A 20,196-nucleotide genomic window follows, 5' to 3' on the forward strand; every position below is an offset into this window, starting at 1 on the left:
GTTTTGAACGAAATTCCCTATGGCGGGCCCGCGACGGCCGCGCCATAGGGTCCATGTGTATGCAGCTCATTCAGGCGTAGTGACCCGGGATGAATGGAAGCGGAGTCGCAATGCGGCTCCGCTTTTCATTTTGGTGGCAATTGTTGCGCAAGAAGCACTAGTGTTCGAAAATTCAAGCTATTGTATTTAAGTTGTTGTTAATTAAAGAAAACTTAAGAAAGTTCTTAGGCTTTTTTGTGGCAGGTGCTATAGTTCAAGATATTACCTAGAATCTAAGAATTTTTCTGGGCCTTGTGAAGGATTTGACCAATGGCTGACATAAACGGCACTGAATTTGACGATAGCATTGCGGGAACAGACGAAAACGATTTGATCGTCACGGGCACCGGTAACGACTCGCTCGCTGGCCGCGAGGGGGACGATGTTCTTCAAGCTGGCGACGGTAACGATTTCCTGTTCGGCGAGGCTGGCAATGATACTCTGATGGGCGGCAACGGGATCGACGACATGTTTGGCGGCGATGGCGATGACTATATCGACGGAGGCACCGGCAACGACCTGATGACCGGCGGCGCAGGGAATGACACACTTATCGGTGACGTGGGCAAGGATATCTTCTGGGGCCTCAACCCCGGTGACGTCGTGTTCGGCGGTGAAGGGGGAAATGTCGACTACGACAGTGTCAATCTCGTCGGCTCTGCCGAGGGCGGTCTCAAACTCACAGTTGTGCTGGACAAAGAAAATCCCGAGAACGGCAAAGTTCTCTATACGGATGCGGATGGAAATGATGCTGGCAAGATCGTCTTTAAAGACATTGAACAGATCATCCCTTGTTTCACGCCCGGCACGCGTATTGCTACTCCGCGCGGTGAAGTCGCGGTGGAAAAGCTGCAGGTTGGTGACAAGGTAATTACTCGCGACAACGGCCTGCAAGAGATCCGCTGGATCGGAGCGCGCCACATGACGGTTACTGAGTTCGCCGCAGCCACGCATCTTTTGCCCATCCGGATCAGCCGCGGCGCGCTTGGCAATGACCTGCCAGAGCGTGATCTGATCGTCTCTCCGAACCACAAAATTCTGGTGTCCAACGACAAAACAGCACTTTATTTTGAGGAAAGCGAAGTGCTGGTGGCAGCGAAGCATCTGACAGGACTGGCCGGTGTGCAGGTGATGGACGGGGTTGATACAATCTACATTCACCTGTTGTTCGACCAACACGAAGTTATCTTGTCAAACGGCACGTGGAGCGAGAGCTTCCAGCCGGGTCTGCAATCACTTGCGGGTATCGGTAGCGCTCAGCGCCTTGAGCTTCTGGAGATCTTCCCTGAACTCGCAACTTATGCCGGCGTAGAGAACTACATTTCTGCGCGTCGTAGCATCAAGGCACATGAGGCGGCGTTGCTGGTCAAGTAACGTCGCGCGCTGCACGCCAAGCGGTCCACGCTTCTGGCGTGTCCAGATCAGTACGCGCATGGGCGTCGGGCAAGGCGATAAGCTTTGTCCGGTGCTTGTTCGCTTTGACTACCGCCGCACCGCCTGCATCGCCCGTTAGGGTCAACAATTCTGGTAACAAGCTTTTGTGAAAGACGATGGGGTGACCCGCGTCTCCCTGATCGGTGGTCGCGCGCCAGATTGAGAAGTTCGAATTTAGATTAACGGCTTGGATCATGGTGTTGATGTCACTGATCGTGATGTCGGGCATATCTGCAAGAAGTATCATCACGGCGTCAGCATCCTGCGGCACAGCGGCAAGGCCCGCACGCAAGCTTGCATTCATTCCCTCGGCTGCGTCAGGCACGAGGACTGTCCCAACATCCAGATCCGCCAACGCTTCATAGCGCGGATGTGGCAAGGCTGGCAGAGTGACGAGAACTTGGGCACCAGTCGCCAACGCGCGCTGGACCTGACGGCGCAGCAGCGCGACACCGTCAACCAGCTCCAACAGCTTGTCGCGACCCTGCATCCGGCTGGATGCCCCCGCAGCAAGGATCACGATGGGGATCATGCTAGCCACGCATCCTTGCACCATCAGCATCAAAAAGCGGTGTGGTGATCAAGCGGGCAGGCCGCATCTGACCGAGTATTTCAATCTCGACCTCCAATCCGGCCTGCGCTTGTGCTGTCGGAACGAAACCCTGTGCGACTGACTTTTTTGCAAAATGGGAATAGCCGCCTGACGTGCAAAAGCCGATCACGCTACCATCGAGCCAGATAGGCTCATACCCCTGCACATCCGCGTCCAGCGCATCCACTTCAAAGGCCACCAGCTTGCGTGCTGGACCGTTCTCGCGTTCTGCCTCTGCCGCTGTGCGTCCAATGAAATCCACGTTCTTCTTGAAGCTGATAAAGCGGTCGAGCCCCGTCTCGGCGGCAGTATAATCCGGCCCAAGTTCCAGCAGCCAAGCGCCAAAGAATTTGTCCAGCCGCAACGACATCATCGCGCGCATCCCGAATGGGGTCATGCCATGCGGCTGGCCTGCTTCCCACAGAGTGGCCCAAAGCTGGCGCTGCGCCATGGCATCGCAGTAAATCTCGTAGCCCAGATCGCCAGTGTAGCTGACGCGCTGCACAAGGCAGTTGGTCATACCAATGGTCATGGGGGCCACATCCAGAAAACGTATCGCTCCAACATCGCTGAGTGTGCAGGCTTGAAGGACCTCGCGTGCCAGCGGTCCGGCAATCTGGAAGCCGGTGCGGCGGTCCGAGATGTTCTCGACACGCACGCCTGCGTCCAAATTCTGCTCAAACCAGCGGCTGTGATAGTCCTGCGCGCCATAAGAAGCTGTAAGTTGGAACAGGTCATCGTCCAGGCAAGAGATCGTGAAATCCCCGATCAGGCGACCCCTGGGCGATAGCATCGGGGTGAGCGAGATGCGCCCCTGCGTAGGGACGCGCCCCGCCATAATCCGGTCAAGCCACGCGCGCGCACCTGTTCCGGACACCAGGTATTTGCCAAAGTTCTGTACTTCGTTGATCCCCACGCTGGTCCGCACGGCGCGGACTTCGCGCCCTGTGGCGTCAAACGCGTCGGAGCGGCGGAACGATGGAGTTTCGAATGTAGGCTCGTCGCCTTGCGCAAAGTAGTTGGGGACTTCTAGCCCGAATTGCTGGCCCCATACTGCACCCATATCGCTAAAGGTGTCGTACATCGGCGTGGTATGGTGCGGGCGTGCGGCGGGCAATTCCTCGTTCGGGTAGCTGACGGAAAAGCGTTTCTGGTAGTTTTCGATTACCTTGGGCAGCGTGTAGCCGGGGCTGATCCATTTGCCGAACCGCGCCACGTCCATGGCAAAGACATCGCGCTCCGGCTCGCCTTCGATCATCCACTGCGCCAGCGTCAGACCGACACCGCCGCCTTGGCTAAAGCCTGCCATAACGCCGCATGCAGACCAGTAGTTGCGCAAGCCCGGCACGGGACCGACCAGCGGGTTGCCATCAGGGGCAAAGGTGAAGGGGCCGTGGATCACATTCTTGACGCCTGCACGCTCTAAATCAGGGAAGCGACGGTAGGCGAAATTGATGCTATCCTCGATCTTTTCGAAATCATCAGGCAACAGATCCTGCCCGAAGCTCCACGGCGTGCCGCCTACGGCCCACGGGCGGCAGGATTGCTCATAAAACCCTATGCACAGGCCCATGCCTTCTTGGCGCAGATACGACTCTCCGGCTGGGTCCATCACATGCGGATGCTCATGCCCGTCAGCCATCATTTCGCGGATGAGGGGGACTTCTTCGGTGACCAGATACTGGTGCTCCATCGGGTGCAAGGGCAGGTAGACGCCGGCCATCGCACCCACCTCACGCGCCCAGAGGCCACCAGCGTTAACGATATGTTCGGCGTGGATTGTGCCTTTGTCGGTCACCACGTCCCACGTGCCATCAGCGCGTTGATCGGTTGCTTGCACCATGCAATGCGTCTCGATTGTGGCGCCGCCCATGCGCGCGGCTTTGGCATAGGCGTGGGTGGTGCCGGAGGGGTCCAAATGCCCGTCGAGCGGATCGTAAAGCCCGCCAATGATCCCGTCGAGGTTTGTCACAGGCGCGATCTTGGCGATCTCTTCGGGGCCGACAATCTCGGTATCCAGCCCCATAAAGCGGTGTTTGGCCCGCTCAGCCAACAGCATGTCAAAGCGGTCCTGATTGTCCGCCAGTGTGACACCGCCCACGTGGTGCAACCCGCACGACATGCCGGTTATTTCTTCCAACTCTTTGTAAAGCTTGATGGTATAGCCTTGAAGCGCCGCCATGTTGGTGTCGCCGTTGAGCGTGTGAAAGCCACCCGCCGCGTGCCAAGTCGAGCCTGAAGTCAGCTCTGATCGTTCCAGCAGCATCACATCGGACCAGCCCAGTTTGGTCAGGTGATACAGGACCGAGGCGCCGACGACGCCGCCCCCGATGATCGCAACGCGGGTTGTGGTTTTCATAGGTATACTCCAGCTTTTCAAGCATCTTGGGTCGGGTACCCCAGCGCGGCATGCGTCTTTGCGACAGTTTATGTCGATTTTGTATAGGCTGCCAGAGCGCGCTCGAAATGGAAACATTCTATGCTACCTCAGCGACATGAAAAAAATTCTTGATCTGTTTGATTCGCTGCCGGAGACGGTCTTGCAAAAAACGCGCTATTATTCGCGCAAGCTGTGGGTGTGGGTGATGCTGATGGGGCTGCTGGCCTTTGCGGCGATCGGGGTTAGCCAGTTGGTCGAGATGTTCATTTCTGATGAGCTTGCCAAAAGTCTGGGCGGCGGTTCTGCTGATCGGCTTCTCAACATCATCGCCAGCGCTATGCTGTCAGTCACGATTTTCTCAATCACCGTGATGGTGTCTGTTTACCAGTCTTCGTCCACGCAATGGACCCCGCGCATCCACCGGCTGATCATGCTGGACAGGACCACGCAGAACACGCTGGCGGTGTTTATCGGCGCTTATGTCTATTCGCTGCTGGGTATTCTGCTGCGAGAGCTGGGCATTTACACGGATGACCATGCGTTTGTGCTGTTCTGGATGACGGTTCTCGTGCTGATCGTCATCGTGGTTTCCTTGGTCCGCTGGGTGCTTCATTTGCAAGGGTTCGGGCAACTTATCGACATCACCCGCCAGATCGAAGACACGACGCGCGACCAGTTCAAAGAGCGTCTGTCACAGCCCTGTCTGGGTGCGCGGCCCTTTGTCGATGATCGGCCGGACAACACACGGGCCATTTCCTCATGGGAGAGCGGGTACATCCAGCACATCTATCCCGAAGCCATGAATGCAGCAGCCAAAGAGCATAACGTCGATCTTTATTTGGCTGATAACATTGGTAGTTTTGTGTTTCTTGACGCGCCGATCCTGCATGTACACCAACGCGGCGACGATTTGGATTGGGACAGCCTGTGCGAACAGGTTCGCGTTAGCCTGATTATCGGAGACTTGCGCACATATGATCAAGACCCGCGCTTTGGCCTGATTGTAATGGGGGAGGTCGGCTCAAAGGCGATGTCGCCCGGCGTGAATGATCCCGGCACCGCCATTGATGTGATCACGCGGATTGGCCGAATTCTGTCTTACTATAAGGATGAAACAGAGGTAACTCCCGAGGAAGTACTGGAGCATTTCTATGTGCGGCCGCTAGATCCCGCAGACCTGCTGCGCGACGGGTTTGGCGCGCTGTCACGCGATGCCGCCTCAACGCTGGAAGTGCAGCAACGCCTGCAACAAACCCTGAGCGGGCTGATGCAGCACCCCGACAAGGGCCTGTCAGCCGCGGCTAAGGATTTCGCGGTCAAAGAATTAGAGCGCGCGACCCAAGCGTTGGTATTTGAGCCGGACCGTGAGGCTCTTCGCGCCTCGGCCCACAAAGCAGTCGGTGGCGATTGAGCTCGCAAGAAAGCTAGGCCTTGTATGCCCGCGACGGGATGTGTCGCGAACGGAATACCGAAGGGGGAATTGAGGCGTCAGGATCAACTTATCCCGCGTCAATATCAGGACCCACCTCATGCGCACCCATGCCCAGGCCGTCATTATTGGAGGCGGCGTTATTGGCTGCTCCATCCTTTATCACCTGACCAAATTGGGATGGACGGATGTGGTGCTGCTGGAGCGTGACGAGCTGACATCAGGCTCTACCTGGCACGCGGCCGCCAACATCCACGGCCTGCATGATAACAACAACATTACCCGTATCCAGAATTACACGATGGATCTGTATAATGCGCTTGAGGCCGAGACGGGTCAAAGCTGCGGTGTGTTCCAACCGGGGAGCCTGTATCTGGCGCAGACCGAAGCGCGCGAGCATCAGTTGCGTCTTCAGGCGGCAAAGGCGAAATACTACGGGCTGCCTTTCTGTGAAGTTGACCGCGCCGAAGCAGAGGCGCTGCATCCGTTGGTGAACTACGATGGCATCCGCTGCATCATGTTCGAAGAAAACGGCGGCAATGTGGACCCGTCAGGTGTGACCAACGCCTATGCCGCTGGCGCACGCCAAAACGGAGCAGAGATCATCCGCTTCTGCCCAGTCACAGGCACAGAGCAGCAAGCCGATGGGTCTTGGATTGTGCGCACGGAAAAGGGCGATATCGCGACGCAGTGGATCGTGAACGCCGCAGGTCTTTGGGGGCGTGAAGTGGCTGCACTCGCGGGTATCACCCTGCCGCTGCAACCGACCGAGCATCAGTATTTCGTGACCGAAACCATCGCCGAGATTGCCGGGCTGGACCGCCGACTGCCGTCTGTCGCTGACCGCGATGGTGAATACTACCTGCGCCAAGAAGGCAAAGGCCTGCTGGTGGGCGCCTATGAAAAGGACCTGAGGTTCTGGGCCGAAGAGGGCACGCCGCAAGGGTTCGGTCACGAGCTGTTCGCCGATGATCTGGAGCGGATAGAAGATAACATGCTGCGCGCAATCGACCGCGTGCCCGCAGTGGGCACCGCTGGCATCAAGCGGGTTATCAACGGCCCGATGATATGGTCACCGGACAGCAACGTTTTGTTTGGTCCAGTACCCGAGTTGCAGAACTATTTCTGCTGTAACGGCATCATTCCCGGCTTTAGCCAGTCAGGTGGCATGGGGCTGCTCGCAGCGGATTGGATCGTTACGGGCGAAAGCCGCTATGATATGTTCGCTTGGGACGTGGCGCGGTTCGGCGATTGGGCGGACAAGGCCTTTACCAAGGCGCGCGTCGGCGACCAATATGCAAACCGGTTCAAAATCCACTTCCCGAATGAGGAACGCAGCGCAGGACGCCCCGCGCGCGTGCGTCCGATCTATGACACCCAGCGTGAAATGGGCGCGGTGTTTGGCCTCAACTACGGGTGGGAGCATCCGCTGTATTACGGTGATGAGATCGGCGCAGAGGATCAGACCCACGGCTTCACCCGCCAACCGTGGTGGGATGTTGTGGGCCGCGAGGCAAAAATGCTGCGCGAACACGCAGGCATCATCGATATCTCCAACTTTGCCAAATACCTGTGCAAAGGCGCAGGTGCCGAAGACTGGCTGAACGCGGTGTTTGCCAACACCATGCCGAAGGAAGTCGGGCGGTCTTGCCTAACCCCGTTGATCGGCACACGGGGCGGCATCGCGGGCGATTTCACAGTCACGCGGTTGGCAGAGGATGAGTTCTGGATCATCGGCTCGGGCATGGCAGAGCGATATCACCAGCGTTTCTTCCGCGCGGTCCCCTTGCCCGAAGACACAACGTTTGAGAGTAGGACCGAGGCGATGTGCGGCTTTAACGTCGCTGGCCCCAAGTCGCGCGCGCTGTTGCAGCGGTTGACCAACACGTCGCTGGCGACACCCGGTTTCCCCTTCATGCGCTCCAAATGGATCGAGCTGGGCGGAGTGTGCTGTTTGGCGCTACGGGTGTCGTTCACCGGCGATTTGGGCTGGGAGTTGCATTGCGATGCCGCTGACCAACCCGCGCTTTTCGCCGCACTCATCGCTGCGGGAGCAGAGGAGGGTTCAGGCCCTGTCGGCAGCCGCGCGCTGATGTCGCTTCGGGTTGAAAAGGGGTATGGTTCATGGGGGCGGGAATACAGCCCCGAATACTGGCCGCAAGAAGTTGGACTGGCGCGGCTGTGCAAGACGGACAAGCGGTTCCTGAACCGCGATGCGGTGACCGAGACGATGGCCAAACCCGCACGGGAGGAACTGGTGCTGCTAGCGCTGGACGCTGGCCAAACCGACGCTTCAAATGCCGATGCCTCCGGTGGTGAGCCGGTGTTCAAGGATGGTGTCGGTATCGGGCGAGTGACCTCGGGCGCTTTTGGTTACTCGGTCGGCATGTCGCTGGCGTTGGCCTTTGTTAAAGGCGTGCGTGTTGGCGAAGTTGTGGATGTGATGGTGTTGGGGCAGCCGCATAAGGCAACTGTATTGCCAGAACCTCCGTTTGATCCCAAAGGTCTGCGGTTGAGAGCCTAGGCGCACGGCCTCGTCCTTGCCCTTACGGGCAAGGAGACACTCCGATATTCCGTCAAAAACGTGGGATCTAGAGCGGGCGCATCTTGAGTTTTGTGATCCGATTGCCTTCGCGTGCCAGAACCTCGAACCGGAAGCCGTGGAACAGGAAGACCTGACCGCGGGTAGGGATCATCTGCGCCTCGTGGATGACAAGGCCTGCAACGGTGTTGGCTTCCTCGTCGGGCAGGTTCCATTCATTGGCGCGGTTGAGATCGCGGATCGTCATCGCGCCGTCGATCAGGAACTGGCCTTCAGCGTCGGTCTTGATGACATGATCTGCTAGCGGGTCGAATTCATCGGTGATTTCACCGACAATTTCTTCAAGGATGTCTTCGAGTGTGATTAACCCCTGAAGCGAGCCGTATTCGTCCACCACCAGCGCAAAATGGGTGCGGCGGTGCAGGAACTGGCGCATCTGTTCGTCCAGTGTCGATGTTTCCGGCACAAAGTAGGGCTCCATCGCGACCCCGGCGATGTCGAATGCTTTAAGGGCGGCGGCATCGCCTTCGGGGCCACCGATGAGCTTATACATGGCGCGCAGCAGGTCTTTGGCATGGATCACGCCAATGATGTTTTCGGGATCATCGCGGAAAACAGGCAGGCGGGTGTGGTTGGAGCGCAGGGCCTGCTCCAGAATATCAGCCGGTGTGTCGGCGGCATTGATCATCTCGATGCCTGAGCGGTGGAGCATGATCTCTTCGACCACACGTTCACGCAGATCGAGCGCACCAAGGATGCGGTCTCGGTCTTCTTTCTCGACCACACCTTCGGAGTGGCCCAGCTGCAGCGCGCCTGCGATCTCTTCGCGCACGGCGAGGATGTTGCTGTCTGGGTCTACCGCCACGCCCATCATCCGCAGCATGGTGCGCACCAGCAGACGCACGATGCTAACCATTGGCGCGAACACCAGCACGACGATGCTGATAGGGCCTGAAACCAGCGCTGCAGCACGTTCTGCGTTGGTGATGGCGTAGGTTTTCGGCAGCACTTCGGCAAAGATCAGCACCAGCAGCGTCATAACAAGCGTCGCCAGAGCCACACCGCTTTCGCCGAACAGGCGCGTAAACAGCGCCGTCGCCAGCGAGGCAGCGAGGATGTTCACAAGGTTGTTGCCCAGCAGAACAGAGCCGATCAGCCGTTCGTTGTCTTCGGTGATCTTCAGAGCACGTTGCGCACCGACGGAACCCTTGTCCGCCTGCATGCGCAGCTTGCCGCGCGAGGCGGCGGTCAGCGCGGTTTCAGACCCGGAAAAGAAGCCGGAGAGGACAAGCAAAAACAAGATGATCGCAATTGAAATCCAGAACGCCGTATCGGCCGTTGCCTGTGGCATATCCATGTGGGAAACCTTTCTCGGGTAGTTGGTTATGTTATGGGGCTCGGGGCCGTGTCATTCAAGGAGGGCAGCACATGAAACACCTTGATTTAGGGGTGCTGGACGACGATGTGCCGCTGTTTGGCGGCCCTTACAGTAACCTGCAGGCGTTGGATGCGCTGATGGCGTGGGCACATGCCGCGGGAATCGCGCCTGAGAGGATGATTTGTACCGGAGATATCGCGGCCTATTGCGGCGCACCACTGGCCTGTGTTGAGGCAGTGCAGGGATCTGGCGCTGCGGTCCTTGCCGGTAACTGTGAGAAGCAATTGGCGCAGGGTGCCGATGATTGCGGTTGCGGGTTTGAGGATGGCACGACCTGTGACCGATTGAGCGCAGCATGGTACGCTTTTGCACAAACCCAGATGACGGAAGATGCCCTTAACTGGATGGCCAACCTCCCCGATGTGCTAAGCTTTGAGCATCAAGGCATGCGGTATGGCGTGCTGCATGGCGGGGTGACGGATGTCGCCCGTTTTGCTTTTGAGACAGACGAGGACGCCGTCTTTGCCCAGGAATGGGCATCGCTTGAGGCGCTGACGGGGCCAGTTGACGGTGTGATCGCAGGCCACTCGGGTACCCCGTTTCTACGCCTGACGGCGCAGGGACCGTGGATGAACGCGGGCGTAATCGGTATGCCGCCGCATGATGGTGCGCCAAAGACCCGCTTCGCCGTGCTTAGCGGCGGCAAGATGCGGATCGAGTAGATGAGCCATGATGTGGAGGCGGCGATGGCTGATATGCGTGCAGCAGGGCTGCCGTCTGACTACTGCGAGGCTTTGCAGTCGGGCTATTGGCCTTCGGAGGATGTCTTGCCAGAGGCTTTGCGGGTCGCTGTTTCTGACAGGGGATGATGGTCTAACACCAGCTCTGACAGGCGCGCCGCAAGAACATGGGTGTAGATTTCGGTGGTGGCCACGTCCGCATGGCCCAGCATGGTCTGGATGGCTCGCAAATCGGCGCCGCCTGCAAGCAGATGGGTGGCAAAGGCATGGCGCAGCGTGTGCGGCGTGACTTTTGAAGGGTTCACACCGGCAGCCACGGCGATTTCCTTGATCAACAAATAGAAGCGGTGACGGGTCAGATGCCCTTCCTTCCCGCGCGAGGGAAACAGAAATCGCGAAGCGGGAAGCTTTTTCAAGGCACGCGCGGCCTCGTTTTCATCTCTGAGTGTGATCCACAACGCCAATGCCGCGCGGGCATCGGGCGACAACGGCACCATCCGTTCTTTACCACCCTTGCCAAGGATCAGCAGCAGGCGCGGGTCGCCTCGGGTGGCGCTGACGGGCAGGCCGACAAGTTCGCTCACCCGCATGCCAGTGGCATAGAGCAGTTCCATCAGACAGGTGTTGCGGACACGTTCAGTGTCGTTGCGACCCAACGTGCGGGCAGCGGTAAGCAGGCTGTCCACCTCATCCACCGAAAGGATTTTGGGCAGGCTTTTGTCCTGTCCCGGCCCGCTGATTTGGAGCGCAGGATTATCACTGCGCAAGCCTTCTTCAAAAGTAAAACGGTAGAGCTGCTTGACCGCCGAAAGCCGCCGCGCGCGGGTTGATTTCGCCAGACCCTGCGCATCGCAATAGACAAGGTAGCTTTCCACATCCGCACGCATAACTTCGGCAAAAGTCTTTGTTTGCCGCGCCAGCCATGCGTCAAAATCCTTTAGGTCGCGGCCATAGGCAAGTAGGGTATTGGTGGCCGCACCCAGCTCTGCCGCCTGCGCCTCCAGAAACATGGAGATCCACGAAGAGGGCGCGCGGGTGCTCACGTGCTGCGATCCAACAATAAGATTTGCAATGCTGCGCGTCGTGCCATGTCTTCCAGCCCCAATGACCGCAACGTGCCCAAGGCCTGCCGCAGCGCCAGTGAATCCCCGCGCGCGCCATCGTGAAGAGCGCCAAGTGCTTCAATCAACGCTTCACCAAGCCTTTGATCCCTGCTCATCTGTATCCACTCGGCGTTGGGTTGCGGGTCTGTAAACGCATCATAGATAGCGCGCTGGAGAGAGGTGGTTGGCGCAGTGCCAAAACTGGCGGTGTCCAGATAACCCTGAGCCACTGCGCGCAGCAGCGCTGTATCATCCCCGAGCAAGCCCATGTCATTCAGGCCCAAGGCCACGGTTTCATAGTCAGGCGACAACAACCCGATACGGGCTTGGATTTGTGCAGCGGCCCCAGTTAGCGAGATCTCAGCCAGCCGCTGGTGAAAAGCCGAAGCAAAGCTGACTTCGAGCGCGTTCTGGCGCATTTCACGCCACGCATCCGGCAGTGTCTTGGCCACGGCGTCCGCACTGCCAGTCCCAAGCGCTGTGTCAAAGCGCTGCACCGCACGCACGCGGTCCCAGATACCGCCTGAAGCAGCGGCTTTTCGGTCGGTATAGAGGCCCAATAGACGGTTATCGGGCAGGGCACCCGCCCGTGTCAGCCGCTCAGCCGCTTCGAGCTGGGACTTCCACCCTGCGATGTCCCGCAAGTCGGCAACGGCATAGGTGCGCGGCAGCGGCCCAGTGGGCAGCGGCTCTCCGATGGTTTCGAACAGGCGAAAAGTCAGCGGGTCCATTTCGCGCGGTGCGGGTAGGGGGGCTGCACCCTCAAACAGGTCGGGGTTCAGGAACCGATCCAGTACATCAAGCGTCTGACGGGGCAGCAATGACAGCGCGCTGGCAGAGCCGTAAGTCAGCGATGCTGTGTCCCAATCGCCGTTGCGCGCGGCACAGAAAATCCGCAAGCCCATGTCTTGCGACAGATAAATCGCGCGCGACAGCGCGCCGCAGGCGGCATCCTCGGTCCCTACCAGCAAGGTAAGCGCGGCCCATAGATCAAACAGCTCTGGCGAAGTGCTGGCACCGGCCTGCTCGATCAGTGCAAGGGCGGGATCAACAGCGCCCAGTTTCATCAGCTTTTCTACCCGCGCGCGGGTAAGGACGGCTTGCGCATGCTCGCCCGCAGGCGGCGCTTCGGCCTCTGCCACCATCAGCGTAAACAACAGCGCGTTTCCGGCTGGCAGTTCAAGCTCTGGCAAATTGGCGATCTGGCGCGCCAGCGCTTCGATGTCACTGCCCGACCACAGATCAGGCTGCATGCCGGTCATCGCAACCGGGGCAAGCCCTACATTGTTGCGGGGCGCGGCGTTAAGGCTTTGGGTCGTCACCTGTGGCGCGGTGCCGGTACTGGCGACGGCAGGTTCCTCTATGGCTTTTGGCTTCTTCGGTTTTTGCACAGGCGCGCGGGGGAGTTGCGCCAACGGCACGGGTTTATCGAGCCACTCGATTACCGAAAGCGGTGACGGCGACGCGGTTTGGGCACCAAGCGGTATCGGCATGAAGCTGCCAAGGGCGACACATAAGAACACCGGCCGGACCTTGAGGTGCATGGCTTATTGCCCCTGCAGCGTAACAGGTTGGCGGATCTCTTGCGGAGATGGTGCAAAATCAATGCCAAGCTCGGGACCGACATAGGCAAAGCCTACAAGGCCTATAAATCCAATAATTGCAAGGATAAACAGAAGCTTGAAGATTTTGCTTAACATGAAATTTTGCCCGATCTGCTGATATTTTTCATAACTTATATATGGCCTTTTCGGCAAGATCACGTCATTCAGGGACAAATGAGTGAAATTGATCAATCCACGGCTGACATCCGCCGACAGACCCGCCGCTTCCGTCTGAAAAAGACGGTGGCGATGGTGGGTATGATGGGCTCTGGCAAGACGGCCGTGGGCCGTGCTGTGGCAATCAAACTGGGTGTGCCGTTTCTGGATAGCGATCAAGAGATCGAAGCAGCAGCGAACCTTAGTGTGCCGGAAATCTTCCAGCGAGACGGGGAAGTGTTCTTTCGTAAGCGCGAAACCGAAGTGATTCGCCGTCTGCTGGAGACGCAAAGCGGGATTCTTTCAACGGGCGGCGGCGCGTTTCTGTCCGAGGTCAATCGCGACAACATCGCAAAAAAGGGTGTGGCCGTGTGGCTGGATGCCCAGCTTGATCTGCTGTGGAACAGGGTACGGCATAAAGATACGCGGCCGCTGCTGCGTACTGCCGACCCGCGCGCCACACTGGCTGAGATTTTTGCCACCCGCACGCCGATCTATAAATTGGCGGAGCTACGGGTAGCCTGCGCCGAAGACCTGTCTATTGACGCGATGGCGGAACGGGTCATTACAACGCTGCTTACGCGGCCAGATGTATTGGAAAAACTCGATGACTGAGCGTGTCCATGTGGCCCTGCCGGGCCGTTCCTATGATGTGCATATCGGTCCGGGATTGCTGGGGCAGGCGGGCAGCTATGTTGCACCGTTGCTGCGCCGCCCACGGGTGGCTGTGATCAGCGATGAAACCGTTGCAGGCCTGCATTTGGAAACCCTACGCGCAGGTCTTGCCGCTGAAGGCATCAGTATGGAGGCGCTTAGCCTACCGCCGGGCGAAGGTACCAAATGCTGGGCCGAGCTGACGTGCTGCGTGGAATGGCTGCTCGACCAACAGGTAGAGCGGGGCGATATCGTCGTGGCCTTTGGTGGCGGTGTGATCGGTGATTTGGTCGGCTTTGCCGCTGCCGTCTTGCGGCGCGGTGTGCGCTTTGTACAAATTCCGACCTCGCTTCTGGCACAGGTCGACAGCTCGGTCGGGGGAAAGACGGGGATCAACACGCGCCACGGCAAGAACCTTGTGGGTGTGTTTCACCAACCCTCGCTGGTGCTGGCGGACACGGCTGTTCTTGGCACTTTGGAGCCGCGTGATTTTCTTGCCGGCTATGGCGAGGTCGTAAAATATGGCCTGTTGGGCGACGCCGCGTTTTTCGACTGGTTGGAGCAGCAGGGGCCTGCGCTGGCCGACGGAAACGGGGCTGCGCGGGTAGAAGCCGTGCGCCGTTCGGTCCAGATGAAAGCCGACATCGTCATGCGCGACGAGACTGAGCAGGGGGAGCGTGCCTTGCTGAACCTTGGTCATACCTTTGGTCACGCGCTGGAGGCGGCAACGGGCTATTCCAGCCGCTTGCTTCACGGAGAAGGTGTGGCGATTGGTTGTTCGCTGGCGTTCGAGCTGTCTGCACGGATGGGTCTGTGCGCGCAAGAAGCGCCAAGCCGCGTGCGTGCGCATTTGCGCGACATGGGGATGAAAGTTGATCTGGCCGATATCGAGGGTGATCTGCCGGATGCCGATACGCTGCTGGCGCTGATGGGACAAGACAAGAAAGTGGTCGAGGGTCAGCTCCGCTTTATCCTTGCGCGCAGCATCGGTGATGCTTTCGTGACTGGCGATGTGGCGAAGGCGGATGTGCTGGCTGTCTTGGCGGACGCTTTGGCGCGCCGCTAATCCGTCGGTGGGCTAAGGTCGATATCCCAACGTTTGCAGAACCAGATAAACAGGGGCGCCTCTACGAGAGCTGCGCTGAGCAGGGTGAAAGCCCACCATGGAACCGTGAAGATAATAAGGGAAAACCGGATCTCTGTGCCGTAATATACAGCACCGGCAAGCACTAAGATGACCGCTGACAGTGCCCGATAAAGCCACATTAACCACATCAATGTCTTGGACCGAAGACGCGGATAGAGGTTCGTGTAGGCGAGGGCCATGATAGCCCCTACCACTAGAAATACTTTGAGCTCAGGGCTCACTGGCGTTCCTTAGAAAGGGATTTCATCGTCCAGATCGCGCCCGCCACCACCACCGGATGGCTCGCCGCCACCGGAAGATTGACCGCCACCGGAAGACTGCCCGCCACCATAACCGCCGCCCTGATCGTAGCCGCCACCGCTGTCGCGGTCATCATAACCACCACCGCCGCCACCGCCCATGCCGCCGCCACCGCCGCCATCACGCCCGTCGAGCATGGTCAGCGTGCCGCCAAACCCTTGCAGGACGACTTCGGTGGAATAACGGTCGGCACCGGACTGGTCTTGCCATTTGCGGGTCTGCAACTGGCCCTCGATGTAGACCTTGGAGCCCTTTTTCAGATACTGCTCCGCAATGCGGACAAGCCCGTCGTTGAAAATGGCGACGGTGTGCCATTCGGTCTTTTCACGGCGCTCGCCCGTGTTTTTGTCTTTCCAGTTCTCGGAGGTCGCGATGCGCAGGTTGCACACTTTGCCGCCATTCTGGAAGCTGCGGACTTCGGGGTCGCGCCCCAGATTGCCGATAAGGATGACTTTGTTAACTGAGCCTGCCATGCTGTTGCTCTCCCTCTTGGTAATGCGTTCTTATTTGCGGTCGGTTCAGCCGAATCTTGCTGCACCAGATCTGGCGTCTTTATAACGCGATAGCGGGGCAGGGACACGGGCATTATCCCCTTGAATCCCCTTTTGCGGCATCAGGTCTGGTCACGGCGTCAGTGTTTGCTATAGTTGCGCCACAGACGATACCGAGGGACTTGGGGCAATATGCGCATAGCAGTAGCAGCGATCATTGCGGGAACGCTTACCATTGGTGCACCTGCCTCTGCCGACATTTTCGCATCCAAGAGCCGGAGCAAGTTGTTTTCAAGCCAGAAAAAGTTGCTCGATACGCGGGCTGCCAAGCAATACAACAACTCGGTGCGTTTGCAGCCGCCAAAGGTCATCACACCGACGAAATGGGACGATGGCAGTGGCGCGAAGGTCAAAAAATACCTTGGCCGCTATAAGGGGCCGTATCTGGCGCTGGCAAAGGCCGCCGCTGACAGGCACGGCATTCCGCAGGATTTATTTCTGCGTCTCGTGCATCAGGAAAGCCGCTGGAACCATAAGGCCGTTTCGCACGCCGGAGCGATCGGTCTGGCCCAGTTGATGCCCGGGACTGCCGCGCTTTTGCGTGTTGATCCCACAGTCCCTTCCGAGAACCTTGATGGTGGCGCGCGCTATCTGCGCCAGCAATATGAAGAGTTCGGATCCTGGCGGCTGGCACTTGCCGCGTATAACGCAGGGCCGGGTGCGGTGAAAAAATACGGCGGCATCCCTCCGTTCCGTGAGACTAAGAACTACGTGCGGATCATCGGAGGTAGTTGATTCCTCGGCCCCTGAAAGTTGACGTAAGTTTACCATGCGTCAGTATGTTTGGCGAATGTGGCAAGGCGTTAACCATACCTTCATGTAAATATGGCTATCGATTAAAATACATGCCAATCCTTTGCCTTATTTTGGGGAAAATCCGCTCCTTTTCGCCCAATTCCGGCCCCATTAAACCTTCATACACATTCTCATAACAAGCTAACCCGAGAGTGAATGACATGAGCCAGGACATCTTTAACCAGCGGATTGCACGTATCAATAACCATAGCGGTTATGGACGCGTTCAAATGGCCACTGGTGAAGGGACTGCGACCTCCATTTTTAGCTCTCCGTCGTTGGGGAAAGATGCACCCGCCACGCGTCGTCGGATCAAACCGCTTCTCATGGGGGCCGTGTTGGGCATGATCGTAGGCACAATCGCCGCTGGTCTTGAAAACCCACAGATGCCTTGGGGCCCTGGTTTTGAATACAACGACATGATCATTATCCCGGTACTGCTGGCGCTTTGTGCCGGCCCGGTCATGGCGATTATGGCCAGCGTGATGCGCGCGCGCTTCCCATCGCTCTTTATGTTCGCCGCAGCCTACTTCCCTTGCGTAATCACAACAGCCATGTTGGATCTGCCACTGTTCTAATCAGGGGGCGCCTTCGGCGACCTTCCGACACATGGCGACAGAGCGCAAGAATAGGGGAAGACAATCTTCCTGATGCGTGACACGGATGACGTGTCTGTCCTGTTTGATTGTCCAATGTCGTCGCATATCTCTCCCAAAGCAGCCAATCACCTTCTCTTTTTGGTCACCCTTATTGGAAAAGGGGTTCTTGGCCTTATTCAGCTAGCATCTGCGATCGCAATATATCTGGGCGCGATGGATCATCTGCCCCGGATCATCCGCTGGTTGTTCAGCACTGAACTTGCCGAACGCCCACCAAGCTTGATTGCGGCACAGCTTGTGAAACTGACCGCGCAGGTGCCAGCGTCGGAGGCGAGCTTTTACACCATCTATTTCGCGGCGCATGGCGCGCTGCATGTCGGAGTGGTTGTTGCGCTTTTGTGGGGCGCACGGTGGGCCTATGATGCAGCTGTGGTCGTTCTGGCCGTTTTTGTTGTCTATCAACTGATCGAATGGCAACTAACCGGCGGCACGCTTCTGTTGGTACTCTCGGCTATTGATGTTGCGGTCATTTACCTGACCGTCCGCGAAAAACGCGAACGATCAAGGCACTGGGGTTGATAATATAGGTGGGGCTGCGGAGATCACTCCGCAGCAACATCCCCCATCTCGATCACAGGTTCCATCCCGTCAAATTCTTCCTGACTGAGGTGGCATTTGATCTGATGTTCGCCCGCAAGCATCCTCATCGGTGGCACTTCAGTATCGCACAGATTTCCCGACACTTTCGATTTCCAGCCGCACCGTGTCTGGAACGGGCAACCAGGAGGCGGGTTCATGGCTGACGGAATATCGCCTTCGAGCACGATGTGCTTTTTCTTCACCTTGGTATCGGCAATCGGCACGGCTGATAGGAGCGCCTCGGTATAGGGGTGATACGGCGGCGAAAAGACCTGATCCGTTGTGCCCAGCTCAACCACATGGCCTAGATACATCACCATCACACGGTCGCTTAGATAGCGCACAATGCTCAGATCATGAGAGATAAACAGCAGCGTGGTTTTCTGCTCGCGCTGAATTTCCATCAACAGATCCGTCACCGCCGCCTGTACCGAGACATCCAGAGCCGACACGGGCTCGTCCGCAACAACAATTCTTGCGTCACCGGCAAAGGCGCGCGCAATGCCCACCCGTTGCTTTTGCCCACCAGAAAGCTGGCGAGGCATCCGTTTGGCGAATTCGCGCGGCAGTTTGACAAGGTCCAGAAGCTCCAACATGCGCTGCCAACGCTCTTTCTCGTTCTTGCCGATCTTGAATATCTCAAGCGCGCGCACAATCTGGCGGCCAACGGTCATAGACGGGTTGAGCGTGTCAAACGGGTTCTGGAACACCATCTGGATGTCCGCCACGTTCTGGGTCGTGCGCTTTTCGATAGGCACATCACCAATGCTTTGATTATCAAGCATGATAGTCCCGTCGGTGGCTGTCTCTAGCCCCATCAACACCTTGGCAAATGTGGACTTTCCGCAGCCCGATTCACCCACAATGGCCAGCGTCTCGCTTTCGCGGGCTTCAAAGGTCAGCGTCTCGTTGGCCTTTACAACCTTGGTGTTGCCGCCGCCAAACATAGCATTGGCCGCGACCTGATAGTATTTCTTAAGGTTATCCATCCTCAGGACGACCTCGCCGATCTCGCCCTTGGTTTTTACTTCGGCCAGTTCCATCGGCGCTTGCCAGTCGATCTCGTCGTATCTCAAACAGCGGGTGGCATGGCGTTCGTTGCCGGGCACGTCTTGCATCGGGATATATCCCTGATCGCAACGCCCCGCCTCAAAGTAGTCGCAGCGCGGGCCAAAGTTGCAGCCGTCAGGCCGCTCATGGGGCAGGGGGAAGTTGCCGGGAATGGCAACCAGCGGGCGCGCATTCTTGTCGGCGCCGGGGAGTGGAATCGAACGGAACAGCGCCTGAGTATAGGGGTGCTGCATCTCGTCGAATACATCCTCGATCGAGCCACGCTCGACCGCCTCGCCGGAATACATCACGCAGATGCGGTCGCAGGTCTCTAACACGAGCCCCAGATTGTGCGAAATAAACAGCATTGAGGTGCCGTATTTCTTGCCCAAATCCTTGACCAGCTCCACCACGGCTGCTTCGACAGTGACGTCCAGCGCCGTTGTCGGCTCATCCAAAATCAGCAACGAAGGCTCGCTCATTAAGGCCATAGCGATGACAATCCGCTGCTGCTGGCCACCGGACAACTGGTGCGGAAAGGACTGCAATATTCGCTTTGGATCGGGCAGTTTTACATCCGTTACCACCTGAAGCGCCCGCTCATAGGCGGCTTTCTCGGACATGCCTGCGTGGATCATCGGGACTTCCATCAACTGTCGCCCGATTTTCATTGCGGGGTTCAATGAGGCCATCGGCTCCTGATAGATCATCGCGATTTCCGAACCGCGAATGTCGCGTAGCTCTGCGTCCGACATCTCGCCTAGATCGCGGCCCTTGAACTTGATTGAGCCGCCGACGATCCGGCCGTTCTTGCCCAGATCCTGCATCACGCCCAGCGCAACCGTCGACTTCCCACAGCCGCTTTCTCCTACAAGGCCTACTGCCTCACCGGGTTTCACCGAGACGGAAAAATCCATCACCGCCGGAATTTCGCGCAGCCGCGTGAAAAACGAGATCGACAGCTTGTCGATCTCAAGAATGGGGCCGTCATACTCAGTCTTAGGCATCTCGTATCTCCTCAAGTGGAGGGCCAATCCAATGGGGCTTCCCATTCATTGGCCATA

General features: G+C 58.0%; 18 protein-coding genes. 9 read left to right on the top strand and 9 right to left on the bottom strand.

The genetic code is table 11. The features are described from left to right. The first annotated feature begins 309 nt into the window (after window positions 1-309). Entirely contained in the window at window positions 310-1,413 is a 1,104-nt protein-coding gene (locus V7730_RS04260) for a Hint domain-containing protein (protein WP_335746350.1), read from the top strand. Here V7730_RS04260 and V7730_RS04265 read toward each other — a convergent pair. After that, window positions 1,406-2,005 (bottom strand): nucleotidyltransferase family protein, encoded by a 600-nt coding sequence (locus V7730_RS04265; RefSeq protein WP_335746443.1) that lies wholly within the window; start codon window positions 2,003-2,005, stop codon window positions 1,406-1,408. The two genes, V7730_RS04260 and V7730_RS04265, sit on opposite strands and share 8 nt — an antisense overlap. 1 nt (window position 2,006) lies before the next feature. Continuing rightward, entirely contained in the window at window positions 2,007-4,424 is a 2,418-nt protein-coding gene (locus V7730_RS04270) for a GcvT family protein (RefSeq protein ID WP_335746351.1), read from the bottom strand. A 181-nt stretch (window positions 4,425-4,605) separates the two neighbouring features. Here V7730_RS04270 and V7730_RS04275 point away from each other — a divergent pair, with 181 nt between their 5' ends. Together V7730_RS04275 and V7730_RS04280 are read left to right on the top strand one after the other, a co-directional pair. Further along, the gene (locus V7730_RS04275) at window positions 4,606-5,856 is read left to right on the top strand and encodes a DUF2254 domain-containing protein (protein ID WP_335746352.1); all 1,251 of its coding nucleotides are present in this window, start codon (window positions 4,606-4,608) and stop codon (window positions 5,854-5,856) included. A gap of 118 nt (window positions 5,857-5,974) precedes the next feature. After that, the gene (locus tag V7730_RS04280; protein WP_335746353.1) at window positions 5,975-8,398 is read left to right on the top strand and encodes a GcvT family protein; all 2,424 of its coding nucleotides are present in this window, start codon (window positions 5,975-5,977) and stop codon (window positions 8,396-8,398) included. Window positions 8,399-8,465: 67 nt separating this feature from the next. Here the strand turns inward: V7730_RS04280 and V7730_RS04285 are convergent, their stop codons facing one another. Further along, window positions 8,466-9,773 (bottom strand): HlyC/CorC family transporter, encoded by a 1,308-nt coding sequence (locus V7730_RS04285; protein ID WP_335746354.1) that lies wholly within the window; start codon window positions 9,771-9,773, stop codon window positions 8,466-8,468. Between the two features lie 71 nt (window positions 9,774-9,844). Here V7730_RS04285 and V7730_RS04290 point away from each other — a divergent pair, with 71 nt between their 5' ends. After that, complete coding sequence (locus V7730_RS04290) at window positions 9,845-10,516, top strand: metallophosphoesterase family protein (protein WP_335746355.1); 672 nt, start codon at window positions 9,845-9,847, stop codon at window positions 10,514-10,516. 83 nt (window positions 10,517-10,599) lie between these two features. On the opposite strand, the gene V7730_RS04295 is transcribed toward V7730_RS04290, so the two are convergent. Genes V7730_RS04295 through V7730_RS04305 form a run of 3 tightly spaced genes read right to left on the bottom strand, consistent with a single transcriptional unit; the run spans window position 10,600 to window position 13,337 of the window. Continuing rightward, complete coding sequence (locus tag V7730_RS04295) at window positions 10,600-11,544, bottom strand: tyrosine recombinase (RefSeq protein WP_335746444.1); 945 nt, start codon at window positions 11,542-11,544, stop codon at window positions 10,600-10,602. A 29-nt stretch (window positions 11,545-11,573) separates the two neighbouring features. Then, the gene (locus tag V7730_RS04300; RefSeq protein ID WP_335746356.1) at window positions 11,574-13,181 is read right to left on the bottom strand and encodes a hypothetical protein; all 1,608 of its coding nucleotides are present in this window, start codon (window positions 13,179-13,181) and stop codon (window positions 11,574-11,576) included. Window positions 13,182-13,184: 3 nt separating this feature from the next. Beyond that, window positions 13,185-13,337, bottom strand: a complete 153-nt coding sequence (locus V7730_RS04305) for a hypothetical protein (RefSeq protein ID WP_335746357.1) — start codon at window positions 13,335-13,337, stop codon at window positions 13,185-13,187. Between the two features lie 78 nt (window positions 13,338-13,415). Here V7730_RS04305 and V7730_RS04310 point away from each other — a divergent pair, with 78 nt between their 5' ends. Then, complete coding sequence (locus tag V7730_RS04310) at window positions 13,416-14,012, top strand: shikimate kinase (RefSeq protein ID WP_335746358.1); 597 nt, start codon at window positions 13,416-13,418, stop codon at window positions 14,010-14,012. Beyond that, complete coding sequence (aroB, locus tag V7730_RS04315; RefSeq protein ID WP_335746359.1) at window positions 14,005-15,117, top strand: 3-dehydroquinate synthase; 1,113 nt, start codon at window positions 14,005-14,007, stop codon at window positions 15,115-15,117. The genes V7730_RS04310 and aroB overlap by 8 nt, the downstream gene beginning before the upstream one ends. Here the strand turns inward: aroB and V7730_RS04320 are convergent. Both V7730_RS04320 and ssb read right to left on the bottom strand, forming a co-directional pair. After that, a complete protein-coding gene (locus tag V7730_RS04320) occupies window positions 15,114-15,419 on the bottom strand; it encodes a hypothetical protein (protein ID WP_335746360.1) in 306 nt (101 codons plus the stop codon). The two genes, aroB and V7730_RS04320, sit on opposite strands and share 4 nt — an antisense overlap. Window positions 15,420-15,428: 9 nt before the next feature. After that, window positions 15,429-15,971: a single-stranded DNA-binding protein gene (gene ssb / locus V7730_RS04325; RefSeq protein WP_335746361.1), complete on the bottom strand. Its 543-nt coding sequence runs from the start codon at window positions 15,969-15,971 to the stop codon at window positions 15,429-15,431. A gap of 210 nt (window positions 15,972-16,181) precedes the next feature. Between ssb and V7730_RS04330 the strand changes: the two genes are divergently transcribed. From V7730_RS04330 to V7730_RS04340, 3 genes are all read left to right on the top strand, one after another. Beyond that, window positions 16,182-16,784, top strand: coding sequence for a lytic transglycosylase domain-containing protein (locus V7730_RS04330; protein ID WP_335746362.1), 603 nt, complete (start codon window positions 16,182-16,184; stop codon window positions 16,782-16,784). Window positions 16,785-17,005: 221 nt separating this feature from the next. Continuing rightward, window positions 17,006-17,422, top strand: coding sequence for a hypothetical protein (locus tag V7730_RS04335; RefSeq protein WP_335746363.1), 417 nt, complete (start codon window positions 17,006-17,008; stop codon window positions 17,420-17,422). 72 nt (window positions 17,423-17,494) lie between these two features. Next, complete coding sequence (locus V7730_RS04340; protein ID WP_335746364.1) at window positions 17,495-18,022, top strand: DUF2127 domain-containing protein; 528 nt, start codon at window positions 17,495-17,497, stop codon at window positions 18,020-18,022. A gap of 23 nt (window positions 18,023-18,045) precedes the next feature. On the opposite strand, the gene V7730_RS04345 is transcribed toward V7730_RS04340, so the two are convergent. Continuing rightward, on the bottom strand, window positions 18,046-20,139 hold the full coding sequence (locus V7730_RS04345) for an ABC transporter ATP-binding protein (protein WP_335746365.1): 2,094 nt from the start codon (window positions 20,137-20,139) through the stop codon (window positions 18,046-18,048). Window positions 20,140-20,196 lie beyond the last annotated feature (57 nt).

Origin of the sequence: Sulfitobacter sp., from assembly GCF_036961165.1 — a bacterium.
In the GTDB taxonomy this organism is placed as follows: Bacteria; Pseudomonadota; Alphaproteobacteria; order Rhodobacterales; family Rhodobacteraceae; genus Sulfitobacter.